General features: G+C 73.2%; 1 protein-coding gene. It reads left to right on the top strand.

Going from position 1 to position 19464, the window contains the following annotated elements; all coding sequences use genetic code 11:
- The first annotated feature begins 112 nt into the window (after window positions 1-112).
- Window positions 113-19456, top strand: coding sequence for a non-ribosomal peptide synthetase (locus tag J8N05_RS28155; RefSeq protein ID WP_247706529.1), 19344 nt, complete (start codon window positions 113-115; stop codon window positions 19454-19456).
- The last annotated feature ends 8 nt before the right edge of the window (window positions 19457-19464 follow it).

Genomic DNA, 19464 nt, shown 5'->3' with positions numbered 1-19464 from the left:
CTGGGCCTTTTGGTTAGGTAATCCTTACCTTAGTATGACCTGCGGTCCTCCGGCTGAGCCGGTTCCGCACACTCTGGAGGCACGGTCAGCTGTGTCCGGTTTCGAATCGCGTGTGTCCGGTGTCGACGAGGTTGACGCGACGGCGTACTGGCGTCGACGGCTCGACCCCCTCCCTCAGGAGGCGGTCCTCCCGGTCGACTTCCCGTATCCGCTCAGGTCCGGCGGCGCGCCGCGCACGATCAGCCGCACGCTGGACGCGACGGCCGACGAGGTCACCCTCCTGTCCGCGTTCGTGGCGCTGCTGCACCGCTACGGCGGCGCGCGCGACCTCACCGTCGGGTACGGGGGACTGCCGGTCCGGGTGACGCTCGACGGCGGAACCGGGTTCTCCGAGCTGGTCGGGCGCGTCCGCGAGGCGTGCGAGGAGGCCGAGACCCACCGCGTCGAACCGGGCGCGCTGGTAGCCCAGTTGAGGCCGGAGCCGACCCGGGGCGGCGGACTGCTGTTCAACACGGCGTTCGGGACGGACACGGCGTTCGGGACCGGCACGGCGTTCGGGACCGGCATGGCCTTTGCGGCGGAGGGAGGAGTCGAGTCCCAGGGCTCGCTCGACCTCGCGCTCGAAGTCCGCGACGGTGACGTCCGCGTCACCTACCGGCCGGACCTGTTCCGCGACGGGACCGCCCTGCGGACCGCCGGCCACTACGCCACCCTGCTGGCCGACGCGATCGCCCGCCCGTACACCCCGGTCGGCGAACTGGACCTGCTGGACGCCGAGGAACGGCACCGCGTCCTGGAGGAGTGGAACGACACCGAGCACGACGTCCCCCTGCGGACCTGGCCGGAGATGTTCGCCGACCAGGTGCGGCAGCGGCCCGACGAGATCGCGCTGGTCTTCGAGGATATCCGGCTCACCTACGCGGAACTGGACGAACGGGCCAACCGGCTCGCCCACGCCCTCGTCGCGCGCGGCGCCGGACCCGAGCGCGTGGTGGCCCTCGCGGTGCCCCGCTCGGCCGAACTGATCGTCGCCGAGGTCGCCGTACTGAAGTCCGGCGCCGCCTATCTGCCGGTCGACACCGACTATCCGGCCGACCGCATCTCCTACATGCTGGCCGACGCCCGGCCCGCCTGCCTGCTCACCACCGCCGAGGTCGCGGCGGACATCCCGCCGTGCGAGGGCATGGACGTCCTGGTGCTGGACGCACCGGACGCCGTACGGGAGTTGACGGAGCATCAGTCGAGCGATCCGGCCCGTTCCCTCTCCGTCGGGAACGCCGCCTACGTCATCTACACCTCCGGCTCCACCGGCCGGCCCAAGGGTGTGGTGCTCTCCCACGCGGGCGTCGCCAAGCTGGTCGCCACACAGAGCGAGCGGTTCGGCATCGGACCGCACAGCCGCGTCCTCCAGTTCGCCTCGCCGAGCTTCGACGTGGCGTTCTGGGATCTGTGCCTCGGACTGCTCTCCGGTGGCCGACTCGTCGTCGTACCAGCCGAGTTGAGAGTGCCCGGCGCCCCGCTCGCCGACTACGCCCACGCCAACGGCATCACCTTCATGATCCTCCCGCCGGCGCTCCTCGCCGCGATGCCCGAGGACGTCGAACTGCCGCCCGCCACCCTGCTCGCGGGCACCGAACGGGTCTCGCCCGAGCTGGTCGGCCGATACGCGCGCGGCCGGATGATGTTCAACGCCTACGGACCCACCGAGGCGACCACCAACTCCACCCTCGGCCTGTGCGACCCCGACACCCCAGCCGGCACCATCGTGCCGATCGGCGTCCCCGACCCCGGCACCCGCGCCTACGTGCTCGACGCCCGGCTCCAGCCCGTACCGGCCGGTGTCCCGGGAGAGCTCTACCTCGGCGGAGCCGGTCTCGCCCGCGGCTACCTCGGCCGGCCCGACCTGACGGCCGAGCGGTTCGTCGCCGACCCGTTCGGCCCGCCCGGCGAACGGCTGTACCGCACCGGCGACCTGGTGCGCTGGAAGGCCGACGGCCGGCTGGAGTTCCTGGGCCGCGCCGACGCACAGGTGAAGATCCGCGGCTTCCGGATCGAACCCGGCGAGATCGAGTCCGTGCTGCGCGCCCACCCGGCCGTGGAGCAGGCCGCGGTCCTGGTCCGCGAGGACCGCCCCGGCGACCGCAGGCTCGCCGCCTACGTGGTGCCCTCACTGGACGCCGACCGGGACTTCGGCGAACAGGTCCAGGAGTGGAAGGACCTGCACGAACTGCTCTACGCGGCGGCGGGATCGGAGGGCACACGGGACGGCTCGGCGGGGCCGGGCGTCGGCGTGTCCGCGGGCTTCCGGGAGAACTTCGCCGGCTGGAACAGCATGTACGACGGGCTGCCCATCCCCGTCGCGGAGATGCGCGAGTGGCGCGAGGCGACGCTCGCCCGTATCCAGGAACTGGCGCCGCGCCGCGTGCTGGAGATCGGCGTCGGAAGCGGCCTGATCCTCTCCAGGATCGCCCCCGGCTGCGAGGAGTACTGGGGCACCGACCTCTCCGAGGAGGCGGTACGGGCCCTGCGCGCCCAGGTGGACCAGGTGCCGGAGCTGGCCGACCGGGTGCACCTGAGCGCCCGGCCCGCGCACGACACCTCAGGGCTGCCCCGGGCCCACTTCGACACCATCGTCCTCAACTCCGTCGCCCAGTACTTCCCCGGCGCCGACTACCTCACGGACGTCATCGGCGCCGCCGCCGAGCTGCTGGCCCCCGGGGGACGGCTGTTCATCGGTGACGTGCGCAACGCCCGGCTGCTGCGCGTCCTGCGCGCCGCGGTCGAGACGCGCCGCGCGGCCGACCCGGGGGACAAGCAGGCACTGCGGGCCGCCGTGGAGCGGTCGCTCGCCTGGGAGGGCGAACTCCTTCTGGACCCCGACTACTTCGCGGCCCTCGACGGCTTCGACGTCGACATCCGGGTCAAGCGCGGCGATCACCACAACGAGCTGACGCGGTACCGCTACGACGTGGTGCTGACGCCGACACGGACCGACGGCGGACCCGCCCCTCAGGGCCGCGGAGAACTCCCCGCCCCTGAGGGGCGCGGGGAACTGCGCGACCGAGCTGATAGCGACGGTGCCCTTTCAACCGACCTTGTCGTGGGTGCCGGTACCGTCCGGCCCACCGCGGCCACAGGCGACGAGATCGCCTGGGCCGACGTGGCCGGCGGCAACGGCGACGCCCTGGACGCCTTGGACGCTCTGCTCGTCGGCCGCCGCACGGCAACGCCCGCAGAACCCACACGCCCCCTCCGCGTCACCGGTCTGCCCAACGCCCGGCTCGCCGAGGACCTGGCCGCGCTGTCCGCGCTCGACGACAGCAGCCGTGCCGCGTCCCCCGCCGACGCGCCGGACCCGGAGGCCCTCCACGCCCTCGCCGCCCGGCACGGTCTGCGGGCCGTCGTCACCTGGAACGGGGTCGCCGACGACGGCAGCCTCGACGTCGTCTTCGGCCCCGGTGACAGCCTGCCCGCGACTTCGGCCAGGCTGTACCGTCCGTCCGGAACCGCCCCGCACGCCAACCGCCCGGCACCCTTCCGTGACGTGAACTCCCTGATGAAGGCGCTGCGTTCGTACGCATCCGAGCAGCTGCCGGAGTACATGGTCCCGTCCGCCGTCGTCCCCCTGGACCGCCTCCCGGTCACGCCCAGCGGCAAGCTCGACGGCGCCGCGCTTCCCGTGCCGGACTACGGGGCCCTCAGCTCCGGCCGGCCGCCGCGCGACGCCCGTGAGGAGGTGCTGTGCGCGGCCTACGCCGAGGTGCTCGGCCTGCGGTCGGCGACCATCGACGACGACTTCTTCGCCCTCGGCGGCGACAGCATCACCGCCATCCAGCTGCTCATACACGCCCGCAGGGCCGGACTCCGGCTCAGCTCCCGCGATGTCTTCCGGCACCGGACGGTCGCGGCCCTCGCGGAGGCCGCCGACGTGCGCGCCGACGCGGTGACCGGCACGGGTGCCGCGGCCGAGGAGCCCCCGCTCGTACGGCTCACCGATTCCGAACTCGCCGAGATCCAGGGCGAGTACCCCGTCGCCGTGCAGGAACTGCTGCCCCTGAGCCCTCTCCAGGAGGGCTTCTACTTCCACGCCCTCGTCGACGGCGCCGACCACGACGCGTACGTGGTCCAGCAGGCCCTCGAACTGTCCGGCCCCGTCGACGCCGGGGCACTGCGCGAGGCCGCCCAGCGCGTCCTCGACCGGCACGCCCCGCTGCGGGCCTGCTTCCGCCCGCTCGCCGACGGACGCCCCGTGCAGATCATCGCCGAGGGCATGGAACTGCCCTGGCACGAGGTGGACCTGTCGGCGCAGCCGCGCGTAGCCGAAGCACGCGCCGACGCCGTCGCCGCCGAGGAGCGCGCCCGCCGCTTCGACCTCGCCCGCCCACCCCTGCTGCGCTGCGCCTTCATCAGGCTCGGCGAGGACCGCGCGCGTCTGCTGCTGACGTTCCATCACAGTGTCGCCGACGGCTGGTCGTTGCCCGTCCTGCACCGCGAACTGCTCGCCTCCTACGGCGACAACCCGGCCCCGCTCCCCGAGGTCGCCCCGTACCGCACCTACCTGCGCACGCTCGCCGCCGCCGACCGGGACGCCGCCCGCGAGACCTGGCGCGACGCGCTTGCCGGGATCGAGGAGCCCACCCGTCTCGTCGAGACGCCCGCCGACGGCACGCCCATCACGCCCGCGCAGGTCCGGGTCGAGCTGTCCGAGCAGGTCACCGCCCGGCTGTCGGCCCGCGCCCGCGAGCTGGGCGTCACCCTGGGGACGGTCGTCCAGAGCGCCTGGGGTCTGCTGATCGGACGGTTGACCGCCCGCCAGGACGTGGTGTTCGGCACCACCGTCTCCGGCCGGGACGCCGAGGTCGAGGGCATCGAGTCCATGGTCGGGCTGTTCATCAACACCCTGCCCACCCGCTTCCGTTGGGAGCCCTCGGACACCCTCGCCGGTCTCCTCGGCCGCCTCCAGGACGAGCAGGCCGCGCTCCTCGACCACCAGCACCTCGGGCTCGCCGAGATCCAGCGGGTCGCCGGTCTCGCGGGCAGCGGTGAACTGTTCGACACCCTCGTCGTCTTCGAGAACTACCCGGCCGCCACCGGCCTCGCCGACCCCTCCGGCCGTATCCGGGTCACCGGTCACGAGTTCCACGACGCCGTCCACTATCCGCTCGCCCTGATCGTGAAGCCGGGCCGCCGCCTGGACCTGCGTCTGAAGCACCACGCCCAGCGGCTCGACGCCGACGCCGTACGCCGAATCGCCGACCGCCTCACCCGCATCCTGCACGCCCTGGCGGCGGACCCCGGGCAGCCGGCCGCCGCCCTGGAACTGCTGTCGGCGGCGGAGCTGTCCAGCGCCCACCCGGCCGGCGAACGCCGCGAGGTGCCCGGCACCACCCTCGCCGCCGCCTTCGCGGCCCAGGTCGCCCGCACCCCGGCCGCCACGGCGGTCGTGTACGAGGACGAGACCCTCACGTACGCGGAACTCGACTCCCGTGCGCGGGACTTGGCGGGCAGGCTCCGTGCGGGAGGTGTCGGGCCCGGCACCGTCGTCGCGGTGGCCGTTCCGCGCTCCGCCGAACTCATGGTCGCCCTGCTCGGTGTGCTCAAGTCCGGGGCCGCCTATCTGCCCGTCGACATGGACTACCCCGCCGACCGGGTGACCCACATGCTCACCGACTCCGGAGCGACGACCGTCGTCACCACCTCCGGCACCGTCCACCGGCTGCCCGAGGTCCCGGGCCTCGCCCACCTCCTGGTGGACGCCCCGACCGACGCGCTGCCGGCCACCGAGCAGCCGGAAGCCACCGAACGGCCGGCAGCCACCGGGCAGCCGGAAGTCGCCACCGTCGTCGAGGCACGCCCCGACGACCCCGCGTACCTGATCTACACCTCCGGCTCCACCGGCCTGCCCAAGGGTGTCGTCGTCACCCATCGCGCGATCGTCAACCGGCTGGCCTGGATGCAGGGCGCGTACGGGCTGGCCGCCGACGACCGGGTGCTGCAGAAGACCCCGGCCAGCTTCGACGTCAGCGTCTGGGAGTTCTTCTGGGCGCTGTGCGAGGGCGCCACGGTCGTACTCGCCCGCCCGGACGGCCACCGCGACCCCGCGTATCTCGCCGAGCTGATCCGCGAACAGGCCGTCACCACCCTGCACTTCGTGCCGTCGATGCTCGAAGCGTTCCTGCAGTCCTTCGAACCGTCCTCCGCGCAGCCGGGGGAGGCCGCCGGATATCCCGCCTGGGCCACCTCCCTCCGGCGTGTCTTCAGCAGCGGCGAGGCCCTGCCCACCGCCGCGTCGGCCCGCTGGCTGGCCCTCACCGGGGTGCCGCTGCACAACCTGTACGGCCCCACCGAGGCCGCCGTCGACGTCACCCACCACACGTACGACGGCGCGCCGGGCACCACCGTGCCCATCGGACGGCCCGTGTGGAACACCGGCCTGCGCGTCCTGGACACCTGCCTGCGGCCGGTGCCCCCGGGGGTGCCCGGCGAGCTGTACCTGACCGGCGTCCAACTGGCCCGCGGCTATCACGCCCGGCCCGGTCTGACCGCCGAGCGGTTCGTCGCCGACCCGTACGGCGGGCCCGGCGAGCGGATGTACCGCACCGGCGACCTCGTACGCCGTCGCGCCGACGGCGTCGTGGAGTACCTGGGCCGCACGGACCGCCAGGTCAAGATCCGCGGCAACCGCGTCGAACTGGGCGAGATCGAGGCCGCGTTGGCCCGGCAGGCGTCCGTCGCCCAGGCCGCCGTCACCGTCATCTCCACGGACAGCGGCGCCGGCGCACTCGTCGCGTACGTGGTCCCCGCCCGCGACGCGCACCCCGAGCCCGCCGCACTCCAGGCGGCCCTCGCCGACACCCTGCCCGCCCCCATGGTCCCCGGCGCCTACGTCGTCCTGGACGCACTCCCGCTCACCCCCAGCGGCAAGCTCGACCGCGCCGCGCTGCCCGCCCCGCAGACGGTACGGGCCGAGGCGCGCGCACCCCGCGACGAGCGGGAGGCCGCGCTGACCGGCATCTTCGCCGCGGTGCTGAAGCTCGACGAGGTCGGCATCGACGACGACTTCTTCATGCTCGGCGGCGACAGCATCACCTCGATCGGCGTCTCCAGCCGTGCCCGCCGGGCGGGCCTGGACCTGAACCCCCGTGACGTCTTCGAGCACCGCACCCCGCTCGCCCTGGCCGCCGCGGCCACCCCGGTCGCCGAGACGCGCGCCCTGCGCTCCGACTTCGCCCTCACCGCGGAGGAGACCGAGCGCGTCCACCGGCTCAGCCCCGGCCCCGTGGACGACATCTGGCCGCTCGCCCCGCTCCAGGAAGGCCTGTTCTTCCACTCCACGTACGACGCCGGCACCCTGGACGTCTACACCGTCCACGAGTCCTTCGACATCGCCGTCCCGCTCGACACGGACCGTCTGCGCACCGCCGTACGGGTGCTGCTGGACCGCACTCCCAGCCTGCGCGCCGGGTTCACCAGCGAAGGGCTGCGCCAGCCGGTGCAGTTCATCGTCCGCGACCCCGAGATCCCCCTCGAAGAGGTCGACCTCTCCGGTCTGCCCGTCGCCGAACAGGACGTCCGGCTGCGGGAGTTGACCGAGGCCGAACGCTCCCGCCGCTTCGATCTGACCCGCCCGCTGCTCTTCCGCATCCTCGTCGTCCGCCTCGGCGAGGAGCGCGGTGACCGCCTGGTCGTCGGCCGCCACCTGCTCCTGTGGGACGGCTGGTCCGCCTGGCTCTTCCTCGACCAGCTCTTCGCCCTGTACGAGTCCGGCGGCGACCCGAGTGCCCTGGCCGCCCCCGGCTCGTACCGCGACTATCTGACCTGGCTTGAGGTCCAGGACACGGCCGTCGCCACCGCCGCCTGGCGTACCGCGCTGGCCGGACTCGACGAGCCCACCCTGCTCGCCGCCGCCGACCAGGGCCTGGAGCCGGACATCCCGGAGAGCCTCGACGCCCTCGTCCCGGACGAGGTCGGGACCCGGCTGCGCGACATCGGCCGCCACCACGGACTGACCCTCAACACCGTGCTCAACGCCGCCTGGGGACTGACCCTGGCGAGCGCGACCGGCCGCGGTGACGTCGTCTTCGGTACCACCGTCGCGGGCCGGCCGAGCGAGGTGCCGGAGATCGAGAACGTCATCGGCATGTTCCTCAACACCGTCCCCGCCCGTATCGCCTACGACCCGGCCGAACCCGTGCTCGCCCTGCTGCGCCGCGTCCAGGACGAGCGGCTGGCCGTCATGCCGTACGAGTATCTGGGCCTCGGCGTGCTGCAGGCCGAGACCGGGCACCGGCGGCTCTTCGACACCCTCTTCGTGCTGCGCAACAGCGACACCGAGGAGCGGCTCGCCGAACTGAGCGACCAGCACGGCGCCACCGCCGTCGCCAACGTCGACGCCACGCACTATCCCGTCAACCTGGTCGTCACCCCGGGCCGCAGCATCCAGGTCACCCTGACCCACCGGGCCGACGTCATCGCGCGGCCCCAGGCGCAGGATCTGCTCGACCGGTTCACCCTGCTCGTGGCACGGCTCACCGACGACCTCGAAGCCCCCGTCGGACGACTCGACGCACAACTGCCGTCCGAGCGGCGGCAACTGGAGCGCGAACGGGCCGAGGGGCGGGTCCCCGACCCCGAGGACACCATCGCCGACCTGCTCGCGGCACAGGCCCTGGCCACGCCCGACACCACCGCCCTCGTCTTCGGCGACCAGACCCTCACCTACGCCCAGCTCGACGCCCGTATCAACTGCATGGCCCGACTGCTGATCGACCGGGGCGCCGCGCCCGAGCGGGTCGTCGCGCTCGGACTGCCCCGCTCCCTCGACATGGTCGTCGCGCTCTTCGCCGTCCTGCGCACGGGCGCCGCGTACCTCCCCCTGGAGCTGGACTATCCGGACGACCGGCTCGTGGCGATGCTCCAGGACGCCCGGCCCACGCTGCTCCTGTCCAACGCCGCCGTCTCGGAACGGCTGGCGGCGGCCGACACCCCGCGCGCCCTCCTGGACGACCCGTCGGTGACCGCCGAACTGGCCTCCTACCCGGCCGACCTGGAGCGTCAGTACTTCAGCCTGGAGCACCCGGCGTACGTCATCTACACGTCCGGGTCCACCGGCCGGCCCAAGGGTGTCGTCACGCCCTACCGCGGGCTGACCAACATGCAGCTCAACCACCAGCGGGAGATCTTCGAACCGGCCATCGCCTCGGCGGGCGGGCGCGGACTGCGCATCGCGCACACCGTGTCGTTCGCTTTCGACATGTCCTGGGAGGAGCTGCTGTGGCTCGTCGAGGGACATGAGGTGCACATCTGCGACGAGGAGCTGCGGCGCGACGCCGAGGCCCTGGTCGCGTACTGCGAGACCCACCGCGTCGACGTCATCAACGTGACGCCCACCTACGCGCATCTCCTCATCGAGCAGGGCCTGTTGGAGGGCCACCGTCCGCCGCTCGTGCTGCTCGGCGGCGAGGCCGTGTCCGAGACCGTGTGGAACCGGCTCCGCGACACCGAGGGCACCTACGGCTACAACCTCTACGGGCCGACCGAGTACACCATCAACACCCTCGGCGGCGGCACCCTCGACAGCGCCACCCCGACCGTCGGCCGTCCGATCCGCGGAACCCGCGCCCACATCCTGGACGCCTGGCTGCGCCCGGTGCCCGAGGGCGTGCCCGGCGAGCTGTACATCGCGGGCATCGGTCTGGCCCGCGGTTATCTGGAGCGGCCGGGCCTGACCGCCGAGCGGTTCGTCGCCGACCCCTTCGGTGAGCCCGGCGAGCGCATGTACCGCACCGGCGACCTCGTACGCCGCAACCCCGACGGCAACCTCGACTTCCTCGGCCGCACCGACGACCAGGTCAAGATCCGCGGCTACCGTGTCGAGCTGGGCGAGATCGAGGCCGCGCTCTCCCGGCACCCCCAGGTCGCGCACGCCGCCGTGGTCGTCCGCGACGAACGGCTCGTCGGCTATGTCGTCCCCGCCCCGCTCACCGGCGACGACCGCGACGGCGCCGAACGCGAGCAGGTCGGCGAGTGGCAGGAGATCTACTCCGACGAGTACGAGGAGATCAGCACCGCCGTCTTCACCGAGGACTACGCGGGCTGGGACTCCTCGTACGACGGGCGGCCCATCCCCTTCGAGGAGATGCGGGAGTGGCGCGAGGCCACCGTCGCCCGGATCCGCTCACTGCGACCGCGCCGCGTCCTGGAGATCGGCGTCGGCTCCGGCCTGCTGCTGTCGAAGCTCGCACCCGAGGCCGAGGCCTACTGGGCGACCGACTTCGCCGCCCCCGTCATCCGCAAGATCGGCGAGGAGCTGGCGCAGGACCCGGAACTGGCCGCACGCGTCACCCTGCGCGCCCAGCCCGCCGACGACCTGACCGGCCTGCCCGCCGACGGGTACTTCGACACGATCGTCATCAACTCCGTCATCCAGTACTTCCCGAGCATCGACTATCTGACCTCGGTCATCGAGGGAGCGATGCGGCTCCTCGCGCCGGGCGGCGCCCTGTTCGTCGGAGACGTCCGCAACCTGCGCCTCGCCCGGACCTTCCAGACGGAGATCCAGCAGGCCAGGACCCAGGGGATCACGGGGGAGGGCCTTGAGCGTGCCGTCGAGCGCGGGCTGCGCCTGGAGAAGGAACTCCTCGTCGACCCCGACTACTTCACCACCCTCGGCCACCGCGTCGACCTGCGCACCAAGCGCGCCCGCCACCACAACGAACTGACCCGCCACCGCTACGACGCCGTCCTGTACGCCGGTGAGGCGGACCTCGCCCTGGAGCGCGTGCCGTCGGTCGGCTTCACCGCCGACCTGGATCTGGCGGACCTCGTCCGCGCGGTCACCCCGCTGCGGTTCACCGGCGTACCCGACGCCCGCGTGGGCGCCGCCGGGGGAGTGGACCCCGAGACGCTGCACGACCTCGGCACGCGGCTGGGCTGCCACGTCCTGACGACCTGGTCCCGCGAACCCGGCACGTACGACGCCGTGTTCGTCCCCGACACCGACACCGACACCGACACCGACACCGACACCGACACCGACACCGACTCCGGCACTGACTCCGGCTCCGCCGGCCCCGGGCGTACCGCCGGGCTCTACCTCCCGGGTGGCGGAGAGGCCCCGTACGCCAACGAACCCACCGCGGCGCGCGGCGCGAACAGCCTCGTCCGGCGGCTGCGCGACGACCTCAAGCAGCAGCTGCCCGAGTACATGGTCCCGGCCGCCTTCGTGACCCTCGACCGGCTGCCCATGAACGACAACGGCAAGCTGGACCAGCGCGCCCTGCCCGACGCCGAACCCGCGGTCGCCCTCGGCACCGGCCGCGGTCCGCGCACCCCGCAGGAAGAGGTGCTCTGCCGCCTCTTCGCCGAGGTGCTCGGCCTGCCCGAGGTCGGCGCGGAGGACGGCTTCTTCGACCTCGGCGGCCACTCGCTGCTCGCCACCCGGCTGATCAGCCGGGCCCGCACGGAACTGGGCGCCGAGCTGGCGATCCGCGACCTCTTCGAGGCGCCGACACCCGAACTGCTCGCCGCACGGGCCGACACCGGGCGCCCCGCCCGGCCGGCCGTCGCCCCCGCCGTACGCCCCGACCGCGTCCCGCTCTCGCCGGCCCAGCGACGGCTGTGGCTGGTCGAACGGATCACCGGCAGCGGCGTCGCGTACAACTTCCCGCTGGTCTTCCGGCTGCGCGGGGAGCTCGATCTCGACGCGCTGCGGTCCGCGCTCAGCGATGTGGCGGGCCGGCACGAGGCGCTGCGCACGGTGTTCCACGAGCACGACGGAGAGCCGTACCAGGTCGTCGTCCCGGCCATCGAGGCCGCGCCCGGCCTCACCGTCACGGACTGCGCCGAGCAGGAGCTGGACGGGCTGATCGAGTCGGCGCAGCGCCGTCCCTTCGACCTGGCCCGCGAACTCCCGCTGCGCTGCGAGGTGTTCAGGGTCGGTCCGGCCGACCATGTGGTGGCCGTCGTCCTGCACCACATCACCACCGACGAATGGTCCGACCGGCCGTTCCTGTCCGACCTGAACACCGCGTACGCGGCCCGGGTCGCGGGTGGGGAGCCCGGCTGGACGCCGCTGCCGGTGCAGTACGCCGACTACACGCTGTGGCAGGAGCAGCTGCTCGCCCAGGTCGGCGACGAGCAACTCGGCTACTGGACCGAGGCGTTGCGCGACCTCCCCGAGGAGCTGGCGCTGCCCCTGGACCGGCCGCGTCCCGCCGAGCCCACCGGACTCGGCGGCAAGGTCCGCCACGAGGTGCCCGCCGAGGTCGGCCGCACCCTGCGCGAGCTGTCCGGCGAGACCGGCACCAGCATGTTCATGCTCCTTCAGGCGGCCACGGCGACCCTGCTGCACCGGCTGGGCGCGGGCGACGACATCCCGCTCGGCGCGCCCATCGCGGGCCGCACGGACAGCGGCCTGGACGAGCTGGTCGGCTTCTTCGTCAACACGCTGGTCCTCCGTACCGACCTGTCCGGCAATGACCTGACGTTCCGTCAACTGATTGGCCGAGTCCGCGAGTCGGCGCTCGCCGCCTTCGAGCACCAGGACCTGCCCTTCGACCGGGTCGTGGAGGCCGTCAACCCGCCGCGCGTGGCGGGCCGCAATCCGCTGTTCCAGGTGATGCTCGGCTACCACTACCGCCCCGGCGGCGACCCCGACCTGCTGGGTCTGCCCACCGAGTGGTCCGACATGGACACCGGCCGGGCAAAGTTCGACCTGCACTTCACCTTCGTGGACGAGCAGGACCGGCTGGTCCTCCTGCTCGACCACGCGACCGACCTGTGTGACGGGACGACCGCGGAACGCCTCGCAGGTCGCCTGGTCGGACTGCTGGGACAGGTCGCCGAGGCGCCGGACCTGCCGGTGCGCGAGGTGGAGGTGCTGACGCCGCAGGAGCGGGCGCTCGTCCTCGCGGACTGGAACGACACGACCCAGGTCACGGTCCCCACCACCCTCCCCGAGCTGTTCCGCGCCCAGGCCGCCCGCACGCCCGACGCGCTCGCGCTGGTCTTCGGTGAACAGCGGCTGACGTACGCCGAGTTGGACGCACGCGTGGTACACACCGCACGGGTACTGGCCGGTTTGGGCGTGGGCCCCGAGGGCACCGTGGCCGTCGCGCTGCCGCGCTCGGTGGACCTCGTCGTCGCCCTCCTCGCGGTGCACCGCGCGGGCGGCGCCTATCTGCCGCTGGACGCCGACTACCCGCAGGAGCGCCTCGCGTTCATGCTGGAGGACGCCCGCCCGGTGTGCGTGATCCGCGACAGCCTGCCCGAGGGGCCCGAGGGCGCCCTTCCCGACACGTACGACCCGTCGAGCCCCGCCTACGTCATCTACACCTCCGGTTCCACGGGGCGTCCCAAGGGCGTGGTCGTACCGCAGTCGGGCATCGTCAACCGCCTGCTGTGGATGCAGGACGCGTACGGACTGACCGGTGCGGATCGGGTGCTCCAGAAGACCCCGTCCAGCTTCGACGTGTCCGTGTGGGAGTTCTTCTGGCCGCTGATCGCCGGGGCAGCCCTGGTGGTCGCCAGGCCCGACGGGCACAAGGACCCCCGCTACCTCGCCGAGCTGATCCAGCGGCAGGACGTCACCGTCGCGCACTTCGTGCCCTCGATGCTCCAGCTGTTCCTGGAGGAACCGGCCGCCGCGGGATGCGCGGGCCTGCGCAAGGTGATGTGCAGCGGCGAGGCACTGCCCGCCCCGCTCGCGCACCGCTTCCACCGGACGCTCGCCTCCACCGAGCTGCACAACCTGTACGGGCCGACCGAGGCCTCCGTCGACGTCACCGCCGTCCAGGTGCACCCGGGCGCCACCTCGGTGCCCATCGGACGGCCGGTGTGGAACACCCGCGTGTACGTCCTGGACGCCGCGCTGCGGCCGGTGCCGCCGGGGGTGGCGGGGGAGCTGTACCTCGCCGGTGCCCAGCTGGCCCGCGGCTATCTCGACCGCGCCGCTCTGACCGCCGAGCGGTTCGTCGCCGACCCGTATGGCGGGCCCGGCGAACGCATGTACCGCACGGGCGACCTCGCCCGCTGGACGTCCGACGGCACGGTCGAGTACCTGGGCCGCACCGACGACCAGGTCAAGATCCGTGGCTTCCGTATCGAACTCGGCGAGATCGAGTCCGTCCTCGGACGCCACGACACCGTCGCCCAGGCCGTGGTCGTCCCGCACGGCCAGCGACTCGTGGCGTACGTCGTCCCGGCGGCGGGGCGTGACACAGACTTTTCCGTTGATGTCTCCGCCGCTCTGCGCAGGCACGCCGCCGCCCAGCTGCCCGAGCACATGGTCCCCGCGGCTTTCATGACTCTGGAGGCCCTGCCGCTGACCCCCAACGGCAAGCTCGACCGCAGGGCGCTGCCCGCGCCCGACTTCGCCGCCGGGACCACCGCGTCCCTGCCGCGCACCCCGCGCGAGGAGATCCTCTGCGGGCTGTTCGCCGAGGTCCTGGGCCTGGAACACGTCGGTGTCCACGACGACTTCTTCGCCCTCGGCGGCCACTCCCTCGTGGCCATGCGGCTCGCCGCCCGCGTCCGGGCGGTGCTCGGCGCCGAGGCCTCCCTGCGCACGGTCTTCGACGCCCCGACGGCCGCCCGGCTCGCGGAGGCGCTCCGCGACGAGGCCGGGACCGACCTGCCCGTGCTCGCCCCGGCGGACCGGCCGGAACGGCTGCCGCTCTCCTTCGCCCAGCAGCGGCTGTGGGTCCTGTACCGGGTGGAGGGCCCGAGTCCCACGTACAACATTCCGCTGGTCTGGCGGCTCTCCGGGGCGCTCGACGCCGACGCGCTGCGGCTCGCGGTCGACGACCTGGTGGACCGCCACGAGCCGCTGCGCACCGTCTTCCCCGAGGAGGACGGGCGGGCGTACCAGCTGATCCTTGAGCCGGAGCGGGCCGGGATCGGCGTGCGGACCGCCTCCGTGGCCGGCGAGGAGGAGCTGGCGGGGCGGCTGGCCGAGGCCGTCGGGTACGGCTTCGAGCTGGACCGGGAAGCGCCGCTGCGCGTGCACCTCTTCCGTACCGGCGAGGACGAGCACGTCCTGCTGCTCCTGCTCCACCACATCGCGGGCGACGAGTGGTCGGACCGGCCCCTCACCCGCGACCTGGCCGCCGCCTACGCGGCACGCGCGGCGGGCCGTACGCCCGAGTGGGCGCCACTGCCCGTCCAGTACGCCGACTACAGCCTGTGGCAGCGTGCGGTCCTCGGCGACGAGAAGGACGCGCGGAGCCTGGCGGCCCGCCAACTCGGCTTCTGGAAGCGCACGTTGGAGGGGCTGCCCGAGGAGCTGGCGCTGCCCGTCGACCGGCCCCGCCCGCTGGAGGCCAGCTACCGCGGTGGCGTGGTCGACATGGCCCTGGACCCGGAGCTGGCGGCGGGACTGCGCGAGCTGGCCCGGGCCGGCAACGTCAGCATGTTCATGATCGTCCAGGCGGCCGTGGCCGCTCTGCTGACGAGGCTCGGCGCCGGCACGGACATCCCGCTCGGCAGCCCGATCGCCGGGCGTTCCGAGGAGGCGCTGGAGGACCTGGTCGGGTTCTTCCTCAACACCCTGGTGCTGCGCACCGACACCTCCGGCGACCCCGCGTTCCGCGAACTGCTCGGCCGTGTCCGGGAGACCGACCTGGCCGCCTTCGACCACCAGGACGTGCCGTTCGAGCGGGTGGTGGACGTGCTCAGCCCCGCCCGCTCGCTGTCCCGGCACCCGCTGTTCCAGGTCATGGTCGTGTACCTCGCGGCGGGCGGCGAGGGGGACTTCCTCACCGGCCTCGACGCCCGGCGGGAGGAAGCCGGCGCGACCGGCGCCAAGTTCGACCTCTCCTTCGACTTCGTGGAACGCGGCGGAGACGACAGCACAGGTGCGGGCGGTGTCGACGGCGTCTTGGAATACAGCACCGACCTCTTCGACCACGCGACCGCCGAGGCGATCGCCGAACGGCTCGTGCGGCTGCTGCGGGCCGTGGTCACCGCCCCCGACACCCCGATCAGCCGGATCGACATCCTCGGCGACGCGGAACGCCGGCGCATCCTCACCGAGTGGAACGCCCGGCCCCTGCTCGCCGGACCGACCACCGTCCCGGCCCTCTTCGAACGGCAGGCCGCGCTCTCACCGGACGCACCCGCTGTCGCCTCCGACGGCATCAAGCTGACGTTCGCCCAGCTCAACGCCAAGGCGAACCGTCTCGCCCGGCTGCTCGTCGCCCAGGGAGCGGGACCGGAGCGGCTCGTCGCACTGGCCCTGCCCCGCACCGCCCGCACCCTGCTGGCCATCCTCGCCGTGCACAAGGCGGGCGCCGCCTACCTGCCGCTCGACCCGGACGCCCCGAGCGCCCACCTGACCGACACCCTCGCCGACGCCCGCCCGGTCCTGACGCTCACCACACGACAGATCGCACCGCTGCTCCCCACGGACGGCCCGCCGGTCCTGGAACTCGACGCCGAGGCGACCGCCGAACTGATCGCCGCCCAGCCCGCGACCGACCTCACGGACACGGACCGCGTCGCGGCGCTGACCCCGCGCAGTCCGGCGTACGTCATCTACACCTCCGGCTCCACCGGCCGCCCCAAGGGCGTCGTCATCACCCACGAGACGGTCGGCAACCTCTTCCACAGCCACCGCGAGACGCTGTACGAGCCCGCGAAGGCGATCACCGGCCGACGGCATCTGCGCGCCGGACACGCCTGGGCGTTCTCCTTCGACGCCTCCTGGCAGCCCCAGTTGTGGCTCCTCGACGGGCACTGCGTCCACGTCGTCTCCGACGAGACCCGCCGCGACCCGGACCTCCTCGCCGCGGCCGTCGTCGAGCACGGCTTCGACTTCCTGGAGGTCACCCCGTCGTTCTTCGCGCAGATGGCCGAGACCGGCCTCGTACGCGAGGACGGCAGCAGCCCCCTCGCGGTCGTCGGCGTCGGCGGCGAAGCCGTACCGGGCGCGCTCTGGGAGCGGCTCGGACACCTGAACGGCACCGAGGCGTTCAACCTCTACGGGCCCACCGAATCCACCGTCGACGCGCTCGTGGCCCGGGTGCGCGACAGCGACCGCCCGCTCGTCGGCCGCCCGGTCGCGGGCACCAGCGCGTACGTCCTCGACGACCGCCTGCAGCCAGTCCCGCCCGGTGTGACGGGCGAGCTGTACCTGGCCGGTGGCGGCCTCGCCCGAGGCTACCTCGGCCGGCCCGCCCTGACGGCCGAACGCTTCGTCGCCAACCCCTTCGGCGGCGACCCCGGCTCCCGCCTCTACCGCACCGGCGACCTGGCCCGCTGGACCGCCGACGGACACCTCGACTACCTGGGCCGCGCCGACGACCAGGTCAAGATCCGCGGCTTCCGCATCGAACCCGGCGAGATCGAATCCGTCCTCACCACTCATCCGGACGTAGCACAGGGCGTGGTGACGGTCCGTCAGGAGGAGGCGCGGAAACTGCTCGTGGCGTACGTGGTCCCCGCGGCCGGGGCGCTCCCCGACCCGGGACGGCTGCGCGCCCACGTCGGCGGACAGCTGCCCGACCACATGGTCCCGGCCGCCGTGGTCCTCCTGGACCGGCTGCCTAAGCTCGCAAACGGCAAGCTGGACCGGGCCGCCCTGCCCGCCCCGGACTTCTCCGCGCTCTCCACCGGGCGCGCGCCCGGGACCGAGCTGGAGAAGACCCTGTGCACGGTGTTCGCCGAGGTGCTGGGGCTGGCCGAGGTCGGCGTCGACGACGACTTCTTCACCCTCGGCGGCGACAGCATCATGGCGATGCAACTCGTCAGCAGGGCCCGCGCGGCCGACGTGCGGATCACTCCGCGCCTGGTGCTCCGGCACCGTACGGTCGCCGGACTCGCCGAGGTGGCGACCACCACCGGAGCCGCCGACGCCCGCCCCGCCGACGACGGCACCGGCATCGTGCCGCTCACCCCGGTCATGCACTGGCTGCGCGAACTCGGCGGCCCGTTCCAGGGCTACCACCAGTCGGCCCTGGTCCGCACCCCCGCCACCCTGGACCGCCAAAAGCTCACGGCCGTACTACGAGCACTCGCCGACCGCCACGCGATGCTGCGCGCCACGCTGGTTCGTGACGGCGCGGGCGTCGACGGCCGCGCGGGTGAGGACGGCCGCGAGCAGGGCGCGCCGCAGGCGCCCCGTGAGGGGCGCGGGGAACTGCGCGACCAGCCCCCACTGACCGTCAGCCGACGCACGACCGCCGACGGCGAGGCCGGCAACGGCGAGGACGGCTACCGCGAGGTCGGCACCGGCGGCACCTGGAGCATCGCCGTCCCGCCCAAGGACTCCGTGGACCCTGGAACCTGGATCGAGCGGATCGACGTCACCGGCCTGGACGCCGAAGCACTGCGGACGGCGGTGGCGCAGGGCGCCCACACCGCCCGCGCGACCCTGGCCCCCGACGCCGGAACCATGGTGAAGGCGGTCTGGTTCGACGCGGGCGACGAGCCCGGCAGGCTCCTCCTGATGGCCCACCACCTCGTGACCGACGGTGTGTCGTGGCGCATCCTCCTGCCGGACATGGAGACCGCCTGGCGGGCGGTCGAGGCGGGCCGCCCCGCCGAGCTGCCGCCCGTCGACACGTCCTTCCGTACCTGGGCGCGCACGCTCGAAGAACTGGCCCAGGACCCGGCCCGCGAGGAGGAACTGCCCTTCTGGACCAGCGTGTTGGAAGGCGCCGCGCCCCTGCCGCTGAAGAGCCCGCTGGACCCGGTCCGCGACACGACCGGCACCGTACGGCGCCTTGAGCTGCGGCTGCCCGCCGAGCACACTGGCCCGCTGCTGTCAGCCGTGCCCTCCGCCTTCACCGCGAACGTCAACGACGTCCTGCTGACCGGCCTGGCGCTCGCCGTGGCCGACTGGCGGCGACGGCACGACGGCGGCGCCGGGGGACCGGTCCTGGTCGACCTGGAGAGCCACGGCCGCGACGAGGAGGTGGCAGGGGACGTCGACCTGTCCCGCACGGTCGGCTGGTTCACCAGCATCTTCCCCGTCCTCCTGGACCCCGGTCCCGTCGACCTGGACGCGGCCCTGGAGGGCGGCCCGGCCGTCGAGGAGGCACTGGACCGGACCCGCCGGCACCTCGCCTCACTGCCCGCGAACGGCGTCGGCTACGGCATGCTCCGCCACCTCAACCCCCGTACGGCACCGGTGCTCGCCGGCTTCGAGGCACCGCCGATCGAGTTCAACTACCTCGGCCGCTTCGGCATCCCCGAGGAGACGGACTGGTCGTACGCCCCCGAGGAGGACGTCTCCGACATCGGTCCCGAGCCCGGTATGCGCGAAGGGCACGCGCTGGGCATCAACGTGGTGACCGAGGACCGCGCCGACGGCCCCGTGCTGGCCGCCCACTGGTCCTGGCCGGAGGCGGTCCTGGACGAGGACGCGGTCCGCGACCTGGCGGAGACCTGGTTCCGGGCGCTCAGGGCACTGGTCGCCCGCGCGGCGGACCGCGCGACCGGGACGGCCGGCGACTAGTCCCATCC

This window comes from Streptomyces liliiviolaceus (assembly GCF_018070025.1).
Lineage (GTDB): Bacteria > Actinomycetota > Actinomycetes > Streptomycetales > Streptomycetaceae > Streptomyces > Streptomyces liliiviolaceus.
Note: the sequence above shows the minus strand (reverse complement) of the source record. Positions and strands in the feature narration are given on the sequence as shown.